The 18,145-nt window shown below is 66.8% G+C and carries 13 protein-coding genes and 1 pseudogene; 12 read left to right on the top strand and 2 right to left on the bottom strand.

Going from position 1 to position 18,145, the window contains the following annotated elements; all coding sequences use genetic code 11:
* The first annotated feature begins 302 nt into the window (after nt 1-302).
* Nucleotides 303-3,098 (top strand): beta-glucosidase, encoded by a 2,796-nt coding sequence (locus ACXI0D_RS16710; RefSeq protein ID WP_101765680.1) that lies wholly within the window; start codon nt 303-305, stop codon nt 3,096-3,098.
* Between the two features lie 100 nt (nt 3,099-3,198).
* On the opposite strand, the gene ACXI0D_RS16715 is transcribed toward ACXI0D_RS16710, so the two are convergent.
* Nucleotides 3,199-4,095, bottom strand: coding sequence for a LysR family transcriptional regulator (locus ACXI0D_RS16715; protein ID WP_479642820.1), 897 nt, complete (start codon nt 4,093-4,095; stop codon nt 3,199-3,201).
* Between the two features lie 105 nt (nt 4,096-4,200).
* Between ACXI0D_RS16715 and ACXI0D_RS16720 the strand changes: the two genes are divergently transcribed.
* The 3 genes from ACXI0D_RS16720 (at nt 4,201) to ACXI0D_RS16730 (ending at nt 8,084) form a co-directional block, all read left to right on the top strand.
* Nucleotides 4,201-5,559 (top strand): MFS transporter, encoded by a 1,359-nt coding sequence (locus ACXI0D_RS16720; RefSeq protein ID WP_101765679.1) that lies wholly within the window; start codon nt 4,201-4,203, stop codon nt 5,557-5,559.
* The gene (locus ACXI0D_RS16725) at nt 5,559-5,945 is read left to right on the top strand and encodes a DUF4440 domain-containing protein (protein WP_479642821.1); all 387 of its coding nucleotides are present in this window, start codon (nt 5,559-5,561) and stop codon (nt 5,943-5,945) included. Before ACXI0D_RS16720 ends, ACXI0D_RS16725 begins: the two co-directional genes overlap by 1 nt.
* Nucleotides 5,946-6,173: 228 nt before the next feature.
* A complete protein-coding gene (locus ACXI0D_RS16730) occupies nt 6,174-8,084 on the top strand; it encodes a CocE/NonD family hydrolase (protein ID WP_479642822.1) in 1,911 nt (636 codons plus the stop codon).
* A gap of 122 nt (nt 8,085-8,206) precedes the next feature.
* Here ACXI0D_RS16730 and ACXI0D_RS16735 read toward each other — a convergent pair whose 3' ends face one another.
* Nucleotides 8,207-9,160: a helix-turn-helix transcriptional regulator gene (locus ACXI0D_RS16735; RefSeq protein ID WP_049443343.1), complete on the bottom strand. Its 954-nt coding sequence runs from the start codon at nt 9,158-9,160 to the stop codon at nt 8,207-8,209.
* A gap of 393 nt (nt 9,161-9,553) precedes the next feature.
* On the opposite strand from ACXI0D_RS16735, the gene ACXI0D_RS16740 reads away from it, so the two are divergent.
* From ACXI0D_RS16740 to ACXI0D_RS16775, 8 genes and pseudogenes are all read left to right on the top strand, one after another.
* Entirely contained in the window at nt 9,554-10,312 is a 759-nt protein-coding gene (locus ACXI0D_RS16740; RefSeq protein ID WP_479642823.1) for an SDR family NAD(P)-dependent oxidoreductase, read from the top strand.
* 129 nt (nt 10,313-10,441) lie between these two features.
* Nucleotides 10,442-10,894 (top strand): MgtC/SapB family protein, encoded by a 453-nt coding sequence (locus ACXI0D_RS16745; RefSeq protein WP_005410036.1) that lies wholly within the window; start codon nt 10,442-10,444, stop codon nt 10,892-10,894.
* A 223-nt stretch (nt 10,895-11,117) separates the two neighbouring features.
* Nucleotides 11,118-12,776: an L-lactate permease gene (gene lldP, locus ACXI0D_RS16750; protein WP_049443344.1), complete on the top strand. Its 1,659-nt coding sequence runs from the start codon at nt 11,118-11,120 to the stop codon at nt 12,774-12,776.
* 53 nt (nt 12,777-12,829) lie between these two features.
* Nucleotides 12,830-13,594 (top strand): transcriptional regulator LldR, encoded by a 765-nt coding sequence (gene lldR, locus ACXI0D_RS16755; RefSeq protein ID WP_012480578.1) that lies wholly within the window; start codon nt 12,830-12,832, stop codon nt 13,592-13,594.
* A 4-nt stretch (nt 13,595-13,598) separates the two neighbouring features.
* The gene (gene lldD / locus ACXI0D_RS16760) at nt 13,599-14,738 is read left to right on the top strand and encodes an FMN-dependent L-lactate dehydrogenase LldD (RefSeq protein ID WP_010485059.1); all 1,140 of its coding nucleotides are present in this window, start codon (nt 13,599-13,601) and stop codon (nt 14,736-14,738) included.
* Nucleotides 14,735-16,440: pseudogene (dld, locus tag ACXI0D_RS16765) on the top strand (D-lactate dehydrogenase). Before lldD ends, dld begins: the two are co-directional and overlap by 4 nt.
* Before the next feature lie 92 nt (nt 16,441-16,532).
* Nucleotides 16,533-17,168, top strand: a complete 636-nt coding sequence (locus ACXI0D_RS16770) for an SMI1/KNR4 family protein (protein WP_479642824.1) — start codon at nt 16,533-16,535, stop codon at nt 17,166-17,168.
* Between the two features lie 92 nt (nt 17,169-17,260).
* Complete coding sequence (locus ACXI0D_RS16775) at nt 17,261-18,145, top strand: hypothetical protein (RefSeq protein ID WP_479642825.1); 885 nt, start codon at nt 17,261-17,263, stop codon at nt 18,143-18,145.

Consider the following 18,145-nt stretch of genomic DNA (forward strand, 5'->3'; position numbering starts at 1 on the left):
CAGCCCCGCGCGGCCCGCTGATGACCGCCGGTGATGGCCTGATAACCGCTGGCCGGGTTGCCTCTGTGACTTAGGTCCTGTTGACAGGTATGAACGCCCTCGCACAATCTTCACATGATTGGGTCGCCCTGCGCGGCCCGGGCAGGCAGGTTGTCACGCCGGGAGGAGGGTCCCGCGCGCAGACCGGCCCGTCCTTCGGCCTGCGGGACGTTGCCTGGCAACCCCTGCGCGGCATGAACGCTGCACCCTTCGGCGGCACTTTCCCTGGACCGATTGCCTTGGCAACGGAATTACGCCTGCCGATGAAAACGTTTACAAAGCCGCTCGCCCTGTCCCTGGCCCTGTCTGCTGCACTGGCCGCCCCGGCCTGGGCCGACCCCGCCGCGTTCACCGTGCTGACCCTGGAACAGGCACCGGATGCTGCAGCGATGCCGGCCCTCGCTGCCCAGTTGAAGACCCTGCAGGTGGACGCGGTCAGCGTGCGCCAGGTGCAGCGCGGCATCGGTCAGATCGACCCGCTGCAGGTGCTGGCCGACGGCCTGGGCTACGAGTACCGCTTCATTGCTGCCGGCAAGGATGATGGCCAGACCCAGCGCGGCCAGGCCGTGCTGACCCGGCTGCCGATCGCCGCCGAATCCGGTCCGGACCAGCCCGGCCTGAATTACCTGCGCCTGGACGACGGCCGCCACACCGTGGCGGTCTACACCGATGCCGGCGCAGGTGCCGCGCAGCTGCCGGCGCTGGTCACCCGCTCGCGGTTGGGCGCACCGGCGGTGCTGCTTGGCGCGGTGGCCAGTGAATCGGCCAAGGCTGCAGGCTTCGATCCGGCGCGTGTGGCGCTGGAAGCGGATGCCAGCTATTTCAGCGACGGCTTCCAGGCCGCCAGCAGTGCACCGTTCAAGGTGGAAGGCAGCACCCTGCGTGCCACGCTGCTGACCCTGGCCTACGCCGCCGACAAGCACGGCGACACGCCGTGGATGGACACCACCCTCAACGCCGATGCGCGCGCTGCGCTGCTGTTGAAGGCGATGACCGAGGATGAGAAGTTCCAGATGCTGCACAGCTACTTCGGGCTGGGCAAGGATGGTGGCCCGCTGCCGGAAGGCGCGGTCGGCTCGGCCGGTTTCGTGCCGGGCGTGGCGCGCCTGGGCATTCCGTCGCAGCAGTCGGCCGATGCCGGCGTCGGCGTGACCAATCCGGGTGGCATCCGTCCGGGCGACTTCGCCACGGCGATGCCGTCGGGCCCGTCCACCGCATCGAGCTGGAACCCGCAGGTTGCCTTTGCCGGTGGTGCGACGATGGGCCGCGAGGCCTGGCAACAGCGCTTCAACATCCTGCTGTCGGGCAGCGTCAACCTGCAGCGCGACCCGCGCAATGGCCGCAATTTCGAGTACGCCGGCGAAGACCCGCTGCTGGCCGGTTCGATGGTCGGCGCGCTGATCCAGGGCGTGCAGAGCCAGCACGTGATCTCCTCGATGAAGCACTTCGCGCTGAACGACATGGAGACCCGCCGCAACTTCCACGACGTGCGCATCGGCGAACAGGCCATGCACGAGTCCGACCTGCTGGCCTTCGAGATCGCGCTGGACGCCGGCCGCCCGGGCGTGGCGATGTGCTCGTACAACAAGATCAACGGTACCTACGGCTGCGAGAACGGCTACCTGATGAACCAGGTGCTGAAGCAGGAATGGAAGTTCCCCGGTTTCGTGATGTCCGATTGGGGCGGCGTGCACAGTGGCTCGAAGGCGGCGCTGGCCGGCCTGGACCAGCAGTCGGCCGGTGAAGTGTTCGACGCGGCGGTGTTCTTCGACGAACCGCTGCGCCTGGCCGTGCATGGCGGCGTGGTGCCGCAGGCGCGCCTGAACGACATGGTGGCGCGCATCCTGCGCACGATGTTCCTGCACGGCAACTTCGACAACCCGCCGCAGCACCAGAAGGTCGACGCCGAGGCCGGTTTCGCCGTCGCCCAGCGCACGGTGGAAGAAGGCAGCGTGCTGCTGCGCAATGAAGGCAACCTGCTGCCGTTGGCCGACAGCGTGAAGCGCATCGTCATCATCGGTGGCCATGCCGACAAGGGCGTGATCGGCGGTGGTGGTTCATCGATGGTGGGCGTGACCGCCAAGGGCACCAACGCAGTGCCGGGCGTGCTGCCGACCACTTGGCCGGGCCCGGTGATCTTCCACCCGTCCTCGCCGCTGGAATCGCTGCGTACGGCGCGTCCGGATGCAACCTTCGAGTATGTGGACGGCAGCAATGCCGCCGCTGCGGCCAAGGCAGCCGCGCAGGCCGACGTGGCCATCGTGTTCGCCACCCAGTGGGCGGCCGAATCGGTGGACCTGCCGGACATGCAGCTGCCGGACAACCAGGACGCCCTGATCTCGGCGGTGGCCAAGGCCAACCCGAAGACCGTGCTGGTACTGGAAACCAACGGCCCGGTGCGTACGCCGTGGCTGGCGCAGGTGCCGGCGATGCTGCAGGCCTGGTACCCGGGCATCCGCGGTGGCGAAGGCATTGCCGCGCTGCTGACCGGCCAGGTCAATCCGTCCGGCCGCCTGCCGGTGACCTGGGTGGTGGACGAATCGCAGCTGCCGCGCCCGCACATCGACGGCCTCGGCTTCAAGCCGGCCAAGCCGTTCGGTGATGTGTTCGATTTCGATATCGAAGGCGCCAACGTCGGCTACAAGTGGATGGCGGCCAAGGGCCTGACCCCGACCTTCGCGTTCGGCCATGGCCTGTCCTATACCTCCTTCGCCTATGAAAACCTGAAGGTGAGCGTGGAAGGCTCGCGCCTGGTCGCCAGCGTCGACATCCGCAACACCGGCAAGCGCGCCGGTGCCGACGTCGCCCAGCTGTACCTGAAGTTGCCGGCCGGCAGCACCACGCCGATCCGCCTGATCGGCTATGACAAGGTGAACCTGCAGCCGGGCGAACAGCGCCGCATCCGCATCGAAGCCGAGCCGAAGACCCTGGCCCACTACGATGCGCAGGCCCGCCAGTGGAAGATCGACGGCGGCACCTACCAGGTGCAACTGTCGCGCAACGCCGCCGAACCGCTGCAGACGGTGGATGTGCCGCTGGTGGAGCAGGTGCTGCGCTGATGCCTGAAGACACGGCCCGCACAGGGCCGTGTCTGAAAAAGGGGACGGAGGGGATTAAGTCGTTTATGCATAAACGACTTAATCCCCTCCGTCCCCTTTTTCATGTGGCGAACCGGTCGCGCAGGAAATCAATCAGCTGCCGCACCTTCGGTGAGGGCTGCGTGCTATGCGGGTAGACCGCGTACACGCTCTGCTGCGGGAAGCGGTGCTGGCGCAGCACCGGGCGCAGCCGGTCCTGGGCCAGGTCGTCCTCGATCAGCCAGCGTGGCAGCACGGTGACCCCGGCGCCGGCCAAGGCGAACGCGCGCAGGCTGCTGGCACCATCCACGCGCACCACCGCGTTGCCCGGGTTGGTGGCAAACAGGGCGTCGCTGCCATCCGGTGCCACCACCGGAACATCGGCCAGGCGCGGGTAGCCCAGGCGGGGCAGGCTTCCCAGCAGTACAGGATCATCGGCTGCCTCGGCAGAGGGCAGGCGCGCCAGCAGGGACGGAGCCGCCACCGCGCACAGTGGGTGGCGCTCCAGTTCATTGGCGTGCAGGCCCGAGTCCGGCAGGCGGCCGAGGCGGATCGCCAGGTCGAAGCGTTCGGGAATCAGGTCGGCCGGTGCCGGTGAGGTCGACAGGTGCAGCTGCAAGGCCGGATGCCGGGCACGGAACGCCTCCAGCGCCGTGATCAGGCGCAGCTGTGCGTACTCCGGTGTGGTCGTCAGGCGCAGCACGCCCTGCAGCTGGTGCTGGTCGCGGCGCGCGGCATCGATCGCTGCCTGTGCGGCATCCAGCGCCTGCACGCAGTGCTGCAGGAACTGCTCGCCGGCCTCGGTCAGGGCCAGGTGGCGGGTGCTGCGCAGCAGCAGGGTCACGCCCAGCTCCTGCTCCAGCCGCTTCAGGTTGAAGCTGACCACCGCACGACTCAGGCCGAGCCGATCGGCCGCTGCGGTCAGGCTGCCGGCCTCGACCACGGCACGGAAGATATCGAAGCGATCGAGGCTGACCATGGCGATTCATTGTCAAAACAGGTTTGACAGTGTTGCAGCTGTCGTCGTGTTTTTCCAGCAAGGCCAGGGCGGCATGCTGGCGGTCTCTCTGCTGGAGCACCGCCGATGCCGTCCCCCCGCCTGCGCCATGAGGTGATCTTCCTGCTGGTGTTCGCCCTGGATCTGGTCAACATGTTCATCGCCACGGTGGCCTATCCGGCATTGGCAGCGGAACTGCACGCCGATATCAGCACCCTGGCCTGGGTCGGCACGGCCTACATGCTGGGCCTGAGCGTGGTGATTCCGTTGGCGCCCTGGCTGGCTGCGCGCTGCGGCGAGCGTCGCTTGCTGCTGGTGGCGTTGCTGTTGTTCGCGGTTGCCGCTGCGCTGGCAGGCGCCGCACCGGGGATCGGCTGGCTGCTCGGCTGGCGCCTGCTACAGGGGTTGGCTGGCGGCCTGCTGATTCCCGTGGCACAGGCTGCGGCGTACCGGCAATGCACGCCCGACCAGCGTGGCGCGCTGACCCGCCGCATCCTGCTGGTGGCCCTGCTGGTGCCGGCACTGGCGCCGGCGCTGGGCGGGCTGTTGGTGCAGTGGTTGTCCTGGCGCGGCGTGCTCTGGGCCAGCCTGCCGTTGGCGGTGATGGCAATCGGCCTGGTGCTGGCCTGGATGCCGGCCGATGGCGCGCGCAGTACGCCGCGCCTGCAGGCCTATGCGCTGTCTACCGCGATGCTGGCGCTGGGCGCGTTGCTGTTGGCGCTGACCTGGCTGGGCGAGTCTGGACATCGCGGTGCCGGTGCCGTGTTGCTGCTGGTCGCGCTGCTGCTGGCGGCGGCCCACCTGCGGCATGCACGTCGGCAGGTGCAGCCACTGCTGCGCTGGTCGCTCCTGTCCCACCGTGGGCTGAGGCTGGCAATGCTGGTGTATCTGGCCGTGCCGGGCGTATTCATCGGCAGTCAGTTGGTCAGTACCCTGCAGCTGCACCAGGCCGGTTACAGCGCTGCACGCATCGGCGCGTTGATGCTGCCGTGGGCGCTGGCCTCGGCCATTGCGATCACGGCCAGCAAGCGCCTGCTGGCCCGCTTCGGCCCGGCCACGGTACTGCGTACGGGCATGCTTCTGCAGGCCAGCGGCCTGCTGCTGATGGCGCTGCTGCCGCAGCCGCACGTCGCGTTGGCCGGACTGCTGTTCGCGCTGATGGGCGCCGGCGGCAGCCTGTGCAGCAGCACCGCGCAAACGCTGGCCTTCCATGGGGTCGAGGGCGAAGCATTGGGCGATGCCAGCGCACTCTGGAACCTCAACCGCCAGCTCAGCTTCTGCCTGGGCACCGCGGCCATCGCGCTGCTGTTGGCGTTGGCCATGCAATGGCTGCCAGCCCATGCCACGCGCGTGGCGCTGGGGCTGGCCGCCGTACTGACCCTGCTGCCTCTGGCGCTGCTGCGTCGGCCGCAACAGCTTTCCTTTCCGCAACCCGAGAATGCCTGATGGATACCACCGCAGAACATGAAGTCCACCACCTGCACGACAAACTGCAGGCGTGGTTCCGTGCCGACGTCAGCACCGACGCGCTGGAGGATCTGATGGCGCATTTCTGCGCGGACTTCAGCATGGTCGGCATCGCGGGTCGCAGGCTGGACCGGAATGCCGTGCAGGCGCTGTTCGCAGGCGGCCATGGCGCGCGTCCAGGGCTGCAGATTTCCATCGACGCCGTGCACGCGGTGGCGGCGCCGTCACCGCTGGCGGTGCTGCGCTATCGCGAAGGGCATTCGGAGGGCGAAGGGACGGCTGCCTGGCGGGAATCGTTGGCCATGCTGCGGCAGGAAGAGGGCCGTTGGCGCTGGCTGGCGCTGCATGAAGTAGCGGCAGCCTGACCGGTAGTGCCGGCCGCTGGCCGGCAATCGCGTACCGTGCCCGGGATGGATGAAGTTGCCGGCCAGCGGCCAGCGGCCGGCACTACCGGTCGCCGGCGAGCGCAGCGGCAACGCAGGCACATGGGCCATCAGTCCTGCCTGCATCCACCGCAGAATGCAAAGCCCGCACACACTTCATGGCTCGAGGCAGGAGTAGGCTTGAGGCTTTCCTGCCGGGAGGGGTTGTCCATGCGTGTGCGTGCCGTTGCTCTAGCCATCGCCCTTTGCCTGTCCAGCACCGTGCTGGCTGCCGATACCCCGCCGATGACCCCCGACATCAGCGGCAAGCCCTTTGTTGCCCCCGATGTCGGCCGCGACTACGACAAGCGCGTGGTGATGGTGCCGATGCGTGATGGCACCAGGCTGTATACGGTGATCGTGGTGCCCAAGGGCGCCCACAACGCGCCGATCCTGCTGACCCGTACGCCCTACGATGCCGCTGGCCGCGCCAACCGCAGTGATTCGCCGCGCATGCGCGACCTGCTGCCACAGGGCGACGAGGTGTTCGTCGATGGCGGTTACATCCGTGTGTTCCAGGATATCCGTGGCAAGTACGGCTCGGAAGGCGATTACGTGATGACCCGGCCGCTGCGCGGGCCGTTGAACAACACCAAAGTCGACCATTCCACCGACGCCTGGGACACCATCGACTGGCTGGTGAAGAACGTGCCGGAGAGCAACGGCAAGGTCGGCATGCTCGGCTCGTCGTACGAGGGCTTCACCGTGGTGATGGCGCTGACCGACCCGCACCCGGCGCTGAAGGTGGCTGCGCCGCAGAGCCCGATGGTTGATGGCTGGATGGGTGACGACTGGCTCAACTACGGTGCGTTCCGACAGGTCAATTTCAACTATTTCGCGATGCAGACCGAGAAGCGCGGCAAGGGCACGCCGCTGCCCAGCCTCGGCTACGACGACTACAGCACCTTCCTGCGCATCGGTTCGGCCGGCGACTACGCGCGTTTCACCGGCGTGGACCAGCTGACCTGGTGGAAGAAGCTGGTCGAGCACCCGGCCTATGATGGCTTCTGGCAGGGCCAGGCGCTGGACGCGGTGATGGCGAAGACACCGTTGAAGGTGCCGACCATGTGGCTGCAGGGCCTGTGGGATCAGGAAGACATGTGGGGTGCCAACCACGCCTACCAGGCAATGGAAGGGCGCGACAGCGGCAACAACCGCAACTACCTGGTGATGGGCCCGTGGCGGCACAGCCAGGTGAACTACAGCGGCAGCGAGCTGGGTGCGCTGAAGTTCGATGGCGATACCGCGCTGCAGTTCCGTCGCGATGTGCTCAAGCCGTTCTTCGACCAGTACCTGGTGGACGGTGCGCCGAAGGCGGACACGCCGCCGGTGCTGATCTACAACACCGGTGAAAACCACTGGGATCGCCTCAAGGGCTGGCCGCGCAGCTGCGACAAGGGCTGTGCCGCCAGCAGCAAGCCGCTGTACCTGCGTGCCGGCGGCAAGCTGGCGTTCCAGGCGCCGGCGGCGGGCGAGGGTGACTTCGAGGAATACGTGTCCGACCCGGCCAAGCCGGTGCCGTTCGTGCCGCGCCCGGTCCGCTTCGGTGACCGCGACATGTGGACCACCTGGCTGGTCAAGGACCAGCGTTTCGTTGATGGCCGCCCGGACGTGCTGACCTTCATCACCGAACCGCTGGCCGCGCCGCTGCGCATCGGCGGCGCACCGGTGGTGCATCTGCAGGCGTCGACCAGTGGCACCGACAGCGACTGGGTGGTGAAGCTGATCGACGTGTATCCGGACCAGGAAGCGTCGACGCCGGAGATGGGCGGTTACGAGCTGCCGGTGTCGCTGGCGATCTTCCGCGGCCGCTATCGCGAGAGCTTCAGCGATCCGAAGCCGCTGGCCGCCAACGAAGTGCTGCCGTACCGCTTCGACCTGCCCAACGCCAACCATACCTTCCAGAAGGGGCACCGGGTGATGGTGCAGGTGCAGTCCAGCCTGTTCCCGCTGTACGACCGCAACCCGCAGACCTACGTGCCGAACATCTACCTGGCCAAGCCGGGCGATTACCAGAAGGCCACGCAGCGGGTCTGGCACAGCGCCGCGCAGGCCAGTTACATCGATCTGCCGGTGTATTGAGTTTGATGAGGTACGCCGGGTGCGCGATACCCGGCGGCTGCGGTAGTGCCGGCCGCTGGCCGGCATCCGCGATGATGCCAGAGCGTGTCGACCAAGGTCGACACCTACCAGAGCGGGAGCTGCTACCCCACCTTCGACGGGCCGGTGCGCCAGCGGCTGGGCACCAGACCGAAGCGTTTGCGGAACGCGGCGGCGAAGTTGCTGGGATGGCGGTAGCCGCTGGCGGCCGCGGCCTGCTCAACCGTCCATCCGTCTTCGCGCAGGCCCTGTTCGGCATGGCGCATGCGCTGCTCGTGCAGGTAGTCGAATACCGAGCTTCCATACTGCTGGGCAAAGTGGCGGCGCAATGAGCTGGGGCTCATGCAGGCCAGCCGGGCCAGCTCGACCAGGCTGTGTGCATGGCTGGGGTCGTCATGCAGGTAGCTGCGCACCCGTTCCAGGCGCTCACGCTGGCCGGCGCGCAGCGTGCGCACCTGGTCGGTCTGCAGATCCTCGGCCTGCAGGCCGAGGGCCAGCAGCTGCAGTGCCACGCCTTCGCGCCACAAGGCGTCGATGCCGTCCTGCCACGGGCTGTCGAACAACTGGCCCAGCACCGGCAGCATGGTGTGGGGAATGGCCCAGTGGCGGCATTCCAGGTGCGTGCCAAGCGCCTTTTCCAGCTGTGGCATCTGGAAGACATCCGCGTCGATGCCACCCGGCACGATCACGCTGACCCCACGCAGGCGCGTTTCGCCGGGGTGTGCGCCGGTCATCTCGATCTGGTCGCGATGGTGGGCGGTCATCGCGGTGCCGGCACGCAGGGTGAAACTTCCGCGTCGCGGGATACGCACGTCGACCTGGCCCTGCAGCATCACGCGGATGGCGAGCCCGGGGCGCTGCTGCGCGGTAGCCACATAGGGGAACCGGTTATGCACGTCGGAGGCGATCAGGCTCATGCCACCGCGCATGAACTGTTCGTTGACTTCGCCGCGGCCGGCCCACTGGTCTTCGCGCAGGTGTTCCGGATCAGCGCGGTAATCGAAGCCATGGCGTTGGCCGAAGCGGCGGTAATCGGCAAAGGTGAAGTATCGGGACATCGCTCGGCACGTACAGGAGGGGGGAGGCGCTGGCGGCCATGGGCCCCTGTGCTGCCGCGTAGCGGGCAGCCTGGAAGGCCGGAAAACGCCAGGTTGGAGGGAATGTGTCGAAGAAACTGGAAACGTTTCCCATTGTCGCTGCGAATCATTCGCAGGGGATTTGAATACGGTCAAACCGATTGGTCATTACGGCCAAGTTGAACGGGGCGTCGAACATACGCCAGCGTTTTGGCGCTATATCCGTACTTGATTCCCTACATGAACTTCGGTTGAGGTTTCATTGCTGGAACGATCCGCGGACAGGCAGTTGGTCTGCTCGTCACAGCGGCCGGCGTAGGGTGATGGATTGGCGGCCGCGCGCCGCATCGCTACCCCCACCGATGGAGAATGCAGATGATTGATTACCAGTTGACCGGCAAGACCGCGATCGTGACCGGCGGCGTGTCGGGCATCGGCCTGGCCGTGACGCAGACGCTGGCCGCATCCGGTGCCCGTATTTCGGTCTGGGACCTGAAGCAGGATGGGGTGGATGCCACCGTGGCGCAGTTGCGCAGCACCGGTGCACAGGCCATCGGCATCGCGCTGGACGTCACCGACGACGCTGCGGTGGAGGCAGCCGTGCAGCGCACGATCAAGGAACTCGACGGCCTGCATGTGGCGGTCAACAACGCCGGTATCGGCGGGCCGGCGGCCAGCAGCGGTGACTATCCGATCGATGGCTGGCAGCGGGTAATCGATGTCAACCTCACCAGCGTGTTCCTGTGCCAGCGTGCGCAGATCCAGGCGATGCGCGCGGCCGGAACCGGCGGCAGCATCATCAACATGGCCTCGATCCTGGGCCAGGTCGGCTATGCCGGTTCCACTGCGTACGTCGCGGCCAAGCACGGCGTGGTCGGGCTGACCCAGACCGCCGCCTGGGAGCATGCGGGCGATGGTATCCGTGTCAATGCAGTCGGCCCGGGTTTCATCAGCACGCCGCTGCTGGAGAAGATGGACCCGAAGGTGCGTGCCACGCTGGAAGGGCGGCACGCGCTGAAGCGGCTGGGTACGGCGGAGGAAGTGGCGGCACTGGTGGCCTGGCTGGCCAGTGACGATGCCTCGTTCGCGACCGGCGCGTACTACGCCATCGATGGTGGCTACCTCGCGCAGTGATGCGTTGAACGCAGGGTGCGGTGACGCCGGGCATGGCCCGGCGCTACCAGGTGAACGGACTGTGGCGTGGCCTTCACCTCTGTGCCACGGGTGCCACGCGACGCTCCGGGAAACTCCCGGAGCCTGCCCATGGAACTCACCCAGGATGTCTCGATCCTGCTGCGCGTGGCCGCAGCGATGCTGTTCGGTGGCGTGCTCGGCGTCGAGCGCGAGATGGGCAAGCACGCTGCGGGCCTGCGCACGCACATGCTGATTGCCGGCGCTGCAGCGCTGATCGTCGGCCTCGGCGACTCGGTGGCCGAGCATTTCCAGCAGGAGCGTTACCGCGACCTGCTGCAGGTTGACCCGGTACGTCTTATCGAAGCGGTGGTGGCCTGCGTGGGATTCGTGGCCGCCGGCACCATCCTGCGCGGCTCACGCGAGGACCAGGTCAGCGGATTGACCACCGCAAGCTCGCTGATCATGGCGGCGGCCATCGGCATCGCCGTGGGCATCGGCAAGTACGTGATTGCGATCGGGGTGAGCGTGCTGTGCGTGCTTGTGCTGGCAGTGATGCGGCGGTTGGAGAAGCGGATTTCGTAGGGAATCTCGAGTTGCCGGCAAGCAGCCGGCACTACCATAGGGATCTATTTGGTCGGACCAATATGGCGCCTAGCCCTATGGTCTAATAGGCGCTTCGCCGGAGTGGCGGTTAAATCCGCTCCACGTGGTTCGATGATTCCGCTTATTGGTAGGACCAATAAATATCGATCACGGCGACCCACCGCCCGCGGTGGAGCACATCCCGCCCCAGTCGAGAGCCTTCATGCAGCCCTGGCAACATCTGTACGACCCCGCCGGCAACCTGTGGTTGTCCAGCCTGATCGCGCTGCTGCCGATCGCGTTCTTCTTCGTCGCCCTGGCCGTGCTGCGCATGAAGGGCTGGCTGGCCGGCACGATCACCGTGGCCATCGCACTCGGCGTGGCCCTGCTGTTCTACCGCATGCCGTTGACCCAGGCGCTGGGCGCGGCCGGGTTCGGCTTCGTCTACGGGCTGTGGCCGATCGCCTGGATCATCATCGGCGCGGTGTTCCTCTACAAAGTCTCGGTCAAGACCGGGCAGTTCGACATCATCCGCGCCTCGATCCTGTCGGTGACCGAAGACCAGCGCCTGCAGATGCTGATGGTCGGTTTCGCCTTCGGTGCCTTCCTGGAAGGCGCGGCCGGCTTCGGTGCGCCGGTGGCGATCACCGCCGCGCTGCTGGTCGGGCTGGGCTTCAAGCCACTGTATGCGGCGGGCCTGTGCCTGATCGTCAACACCGCGCCGGTGGCCTTCGGGGCGATGGGCATTCCGATCATCGTGGCCGGGCAGGTCACCGGCCTGGACGCGTTCGAGATCGGCCAGATGGCCGGCCGCCAGCTGCCGTTCCTGACCCTCATCGTGCTGTTCTGGATCATGGCGATCATGGATGGCTGGCGCGGCATCAAGGAAACCTGGCCGGCGGTGCTGGTGGCAGGTGGTTCGTTCGCCATCGCCCAGTACCTGACCTCCAATTTCATCGGCCCGGAACTGCCGGACATCACCGCGTCGCTGGCATCGCTGGTCTGCCTGACTTTGTTCCTGCGCCGCTGGAAGCCGGTACGGATCTTCCGCTTCGACACCGAAACCAGCGCCGAGGCGGCTGCACAGGCACTGGAAGCGCCGCGCTACAGCGTCGGCCAGATCGCCAAGGCGTGGTCGCCGTTCCTGATCCTCACCGCGATGGTCACGCTGTGGAGCATCAAGCCGTTCAAGTCGCTGTTCGCGGCGGGCGGCCCGCTGGAAAGCTGGGTGCTGAAGCTCCCGGTGCCGGGCCTGGACCAGATGGTGCAGAAGATGCCACCGATCGTGGACGCGCCGCTCAGCTATGAGGCGGTCTATAAATTCGACTGGTTCTCGGCCACCGGTACCTCGATCATCCTCGCCGCCGTGATCGCGATCATTGCGCTGCGCATGCCGGCCCGGTCGGCGTTGCAGACCTTCGGTGAGACGGTGCGTGAGCTGCGCATGCCGATCTATTCGATCGGCATGGTGCTGGCCTTCGCCTTCATCGCCAACTACTCGGGCCTGTCGGCGACGCTGGCGCTGGCACTGGCGCATACCGGTGATGCGTTCCCGTTCTTCTCGCCGTTCCTGGGCTGGCTGGGCGTGTTCCTGACCGGCTCGGACACCTCGTCCAACGCGCTGTTCTCGGCGCTGCAGGCCACCACCGCGCAGCAGATCGGCGTGTCCGACGTGCTGCTGGTGGCGGCCAACACCACCGGTGGCGTTACCGGCAAGATGATCTCGCCGCAGTCGATTGCCATTGCCTGCGCCGCGGTCGGCCTGGCCGGCAAGGAATCGGACCTGTTCCGTTTCACGGTCAAGCACAGCCTGATCTTCACCACGATGGTCGGCCTGATCACCCTGGCGCAGGCCTACTGGCTGACCTGGATGATTCCCTGAGCCATGCACGGTCAGCCGACCACCCGCTGCGCGCTTCGGGCCACAATGGCACCATGAGCACGCAACGTATTTCGGACAAGGTGGCCGCGCAGCTGCGCGGCCTGGTGCAGGAACAGCGGCTGCAACCGGGCGATCGGCTGCCGGCCGAGCGCACCCTGGCGGTGCAGCTGGGGGTCTCGCGCACCGCGCTGCGCGAGGCCATCGCGCAGCTGGCCAGCCAGGGCCTGCTGACCGCACGGGTGGGTGGCGGCACCTACGTGGCCGAACCCGCGGCGCGCGCGCGGCAGGCGCTGGATGAACCGCTGGCGCCGTACCTGCCGCTGTTCCAGGGCGACCCGGAGTACCGCTTCGACGTGCTGGAGATCCGCCACGCGCTGGAAGGTGCCACCGCCTGGCATGCGGCGCTGCGTGCCACCGACGAGGACCGCACGCGCATCGCCCAGGCCTTCCAGACCATGATGGACGCGCACGGCAAGGACGACCCCACCGGCGAAGCCGAGGCCGACGCCGCCTTCCACCTGTCCATCGCCGAGGCCTCGCACAACCTGGTGCTGCTGCAGGTGATGCGCGGCCTGTTCGAACTGCTGCAGACCAACATCTCGCAGAGCCGCGAGAAGCTCTATACCTCGGCGAGGACCTTCTCGCCGCTGTCCGACCAGCACCGCGAGATGATGGACGCGGTGCTGGCCGGCGACCCCGAACGCGCGCGCGCCGCCGCGCATGCCCACCTCGAGTTCGTGCACACCACGCTGCGCACCCTCGATGACAACGAAGCCCGGCGTGCGCGGGCCTCGCGTCTACCTTCCCCACACGGTTGACCCCATGATCATCTCCGCCTCCACCGATTACCGTGCCGCAGCGCAACGCCGGCTGCCGCCGTTCCTGTTCCACTACATCGATGGCGGCGCGTATGCCGAGCACACGCTGAAGCGCAACGTTTCCGACCTGTCCGACATCGCGCTGCGCCAGCGCATCCTGCGCAACATGTCGGACCTGAGCCTGGAAACCGAGCTGTTCGGCGAAAAACTGGCGATGCCGGTGGCGCTGGCGCCGGTCGGCCTGACCGGCATGTATGCCCGGCGCGGTGAAGTGCAGGCGGCGCGCGCGGCCGACAGCCGTGGTATCCCGTTCACCCTGTCCACGGTATCGGTGTGCCCGATCGAGGAAGTGGCCCCGGCGATCCAGCGGCCGATGTGGTTCCAGCTGTACGTGCTGCGCGATCGGGGCTTCATGCGCAATGCATTGGAGCGCGCACAGGCTGCGGGCGTGACCACGCTGGTGTTCACCGTGGACATGCCGGTGCCGGGCGCGCGCTACCGTGACGCGCACTCGGGCATGAGCGGTCCGAACGCCTCGCTGCGCCGCATCGGCCAGGCCATCACCCATCCGCACTGGGCGTGGGACGTGGGCCTGTTCGGCCGCCCGCATGACCTCGGCAACATCTCCACCTATCGTGGCAACCCGACCGGGCTGGAGGATTACATCGGTTGGTTGGGCAGCAACTTCGATCCGTCCATTTCGTGGAAGGACCTGGAATGGATCCGCGAGTTCTGGAAGGGCCCGATGGTGATCAAGGGCATCCTCGACCCGGATGACGCGCGCGACGCGGTCAAGTTCGGCGCTGATGGCATCGTGGTCTCCAACCACGGTGGTCGCCAGCTGGATGGCGTGCTGTCCACCGCGCGTGCATTGCCGGCGATTGCCGATGCGGTGCAGGGCGACCTGAAGATCCTCGCCGATTCCGGCATCCGCACCGGCCTGGACGTGGTGCGCATGCTGGCGCTGGGGGCCGATACCGTGCTGCTGGGCCGTGCCTTCGTCTATGCGCTGGCCGCACAGGGCGAGGCCGGCGTGGCCAACCTGCTGGACCTGATCGCCAAGGAGATGCGCGTGGCGATGACACTGACCGGCGCGCGCCGCATCGCCGACATCGGTCGCGATTCGCTGGTCAGCCTGCCATGAGTGGCCACGATGCCGTGCTGGCGCAGTTGCGCGACGCAGTCGGCAGTCGCCACGTACTGACCGGCGACAAGGCCACCCGCCGTTTCCGCCGTGGCTACCGCTTCGGTGAGGGCCCGGTGCTGGCGGTGGTGCGCCCGGGCACGCTGCTGGAGCTGTGGCGTGTGCTGCAGGCGGCGGTGCAGGGCGGCGCGGCTATCATCCTGCAGGCAGCCAACACCGGCCTGACCGGTGGCTCGACCCGGATGGGAACGACTATGGGCGTCCGATCGTGCTGGTCAGCACGCTGCGCCTGACCGGCATCCAGCTGTTGAACGAAGGTCGGCAGGTGCTGTGCCTGCCCGGCGCGACACTGGACCGGCTGGAACAGACGCTGGCGCCACTGGGCCGTGAACCGCATTCGGTGATCGGCTCGTCCTGCATCGGCGCCTCGGTGCTGGGCGGCATCTGCAACAACTCCGGCGGCGCGCTGGTGCGTCGCGGCCCGGCCTACACCGAGCTGGCACTGTATGCGCAGGTCGATGCGCAGGGCCAGCTGCAGCTGGTCAACCATCTGGGCATCGCGCTGGGCGATACGCCCGAGCAGATCCTGCAGCGCCTGCAGGCGGGTGATTACCGTGCTGCCGACGTGGGTGACGGTGACGGCCGTGCCGCCTCCGATCCGCGCTACGCCGAGGAAGTGCGCCGGGTCGATGCCGATACGCCGGCACGCTTCAACGCCGACCCCAGCCGCCACTTCGAGGCAGCGGGATCTGCCGGCAAGCTGGCAGTGTTCGCGGTGCGCCTGGACACCTTCGAGAAGGAGGCGGCCGAGGTCTTCTATATCGGCAGCAACCGTACCGACAGCCTCACCGCGATCCGGCGCCAGCTGCTGACCGGCTTCGAACGCCTGCCGATTGCCGGCGAATACATCCACCGCGATGCCTATGACATCGGCGAGCGCTACGGCAAGGACAGTTTCCTGCTGATCGATCGCCTCGGCACCGCGCGTGTGCCGGCCGCGTTCGCATTGAAGAGCCGGGTTGACGGCTGGTTCGAGCGGCTGGGCCTGCGCGGGGTGACCGACCGGGTGATGCAGGTGCTGACCGGCCTGCTGCCCTCGCACCTGCCCAAGCGCATGGGCGAGTTCCGCCTGCGCTACGAGCATCATCTGCTGCTGAAGGTCTCCGCGCAGGACGCAGCGGAAACCGAGGCCTGGCTGCGCGGCTTCTTCGCCGACCACGAGGGCGGTTACTTCCACTGCACGGCCGATGAGGGGCGCAAGGCCTTCCTGCATCGCTTCGCCGTGGCCGGTGCGGCGGTGCGCTACCGTGAGGTGCATCGCGACCAGGTGCAGGACATCGTGGCGTTGGACATCGCCCTGCGCCGTGATGACGCCGACTGGTTCGAGCAGCTGCCGGCCGATATCGACGGCCGCCTGCTGCACAAGCTGTATTACGGCCACTTCCTGTGCCATGTGTTCCACCAGGACTACATCGCGCGCAAGGGCGAAGACCCGATGGCGATCGAGCATGCGATGTGGGCGCTGCTGGACCAGCGTGGCGCCGAGTATCCGGCCGAGCACAACGTCGGCCACCTGTACCCGGCCAAGCCGGCGCTGGCGGGGTTCTACAAGCAGCTGGACCCGAGCAACACCTTCAACCCGGGTATCGGCCAGACGTCGAAAGCCAAGGGCTGGGGTGGCTGCGACTGTAGTGGGCACTAGCGGCGAACTCTCCGAAAATTCGGATTTCTTGCATTCCTCACTGATCGGGTTGGCACTAGGCTGAGGTCTTGGCTGAAACGGGTACAGAACCAATGCAGAGTGCAGATCAGATATGGGCGTCCATCAAAGCGTCGCTTCTTGAGAAGGGTTGTCTGGATGAAGTTCAGTTGCGTCAGGGAGCCTCCGAAAGCGAGCTGGTTGAACTGGAAGCTCAGCTTGGAGCCGCTTTGCCAGATCTGCTAAGGCAGCTGCTGATGATTCACGACGGGCAGGATGGGGTCGGGCTTCTGTTCGGCACTCAGATGCTCTCGTCCAAGGAGATCGGGCGGCAGTGGCAGGGTTGGCGTGAGATCGAGGCCGACGGGATGAACGAGGACTGCGCGGAGTTCATGAAGTCGAGTCCCGCGGGGGTGGTGAAGCCGATGTATACCAATGCGCGTTGGATACCGCTGACTCACGATGGTGGCGGCAATCACATGGGATTGGATTTCGACCCCGACATTGGCGGTATTGAAGGACAGATGATTGCCTTTGGTGCGGATGAAGACACCAAGTACCTTCTCGCTCTCACTTTCGCTGACTTCGCTGAAAAGGCTGTGGAGTGGATCACTCAGGCAAGCTGGGATGGTGAGAATCTCGAGTCGTCAACTGATGACGGCGTCGCTCCCCCGGCCATTCTTTCCGTACTGCTGGCGGGGCGTAGTTGGGAGCGCCGTTCTGACAGGTAGTGTGCCGCTTGGGTTCCGGTTCACCGGGCTGGTCGCGATCGTTCCGTTATTCCTGCGCTACCATCTTGATTCCACAAGCAGGAATCTCCTCCATGCCCACCATCGTTGCCCGCACGATCCTGTGCGCCGCACTGCTGGCAACCCCGGTGCTGGCGTTGGCCCAGGGCTCGATCCTGCCGCAGCAGCGTGATGCCGCCCGCAATGTGATGGAGCCGTTGGGGCAGGTGCTGATCGCCAATGAGACGGGGCCGGTGGGGCTCTACGAGTGCACGCGGGACGGCAACTGGTGCGTGCGCGTGCAGCCGGTTGCCAAAGATGGTGACCGGCCGACCGTGCTGGAAGTACTTGAGAAGGAACCGGGCCAGGGCACGCCACACACCTACCACGTCAGCATCGACGTGCCGCAGGAAAGCGAGCTGTCGCTGTGGCCGTGGATCGTGCGGCTGGCACCTGGCGTGGGCAGCGATGAACCGGTGACCGACCCGCAGCAGCGCGCCCGCCAGAATGTGCTGGTGGGTGGCATCGTCACGTTCAGCGCCATGTATTCCGGCGGTGGTGCCGACGCATCCACGCTGCAGCTGGCGCGCGTGCGCCACCTGCAGGACGACATCCAGGTGGACGATGACGTGCTGACCCTGCCATGGCAGGGCAACGCGATGATCCGTGCCTGTTTCAGCGAGCAGGACATGAAGCAGCGCGCAGGCGCCTGCCACGACGAATATGGGTTCTCGGCGAGGCTGGCGCTGGATACGGCCGCCGGGGGCATGCCGGTGCTGCGCTACCAGACAGTGGCGACCCGCTTCCCGGCCGGTGTCTCACGCTTCGAGGATTCGCTGGCCAAGGGGCCGCTGAAGAAGAAGGACCTGCGCACCGAGCAGGACCCGGCGTGCAGCTACACGCGGCTGTTCCGCTTCAGCGATGGGGTGTTCCACCCCGACCAGCCACTGCCGGACTGCGCGGGCTATACCGAACCGTGA

Source organism: Stenotrophomonas sp. C9D9 (assembly GCF_056491205.1).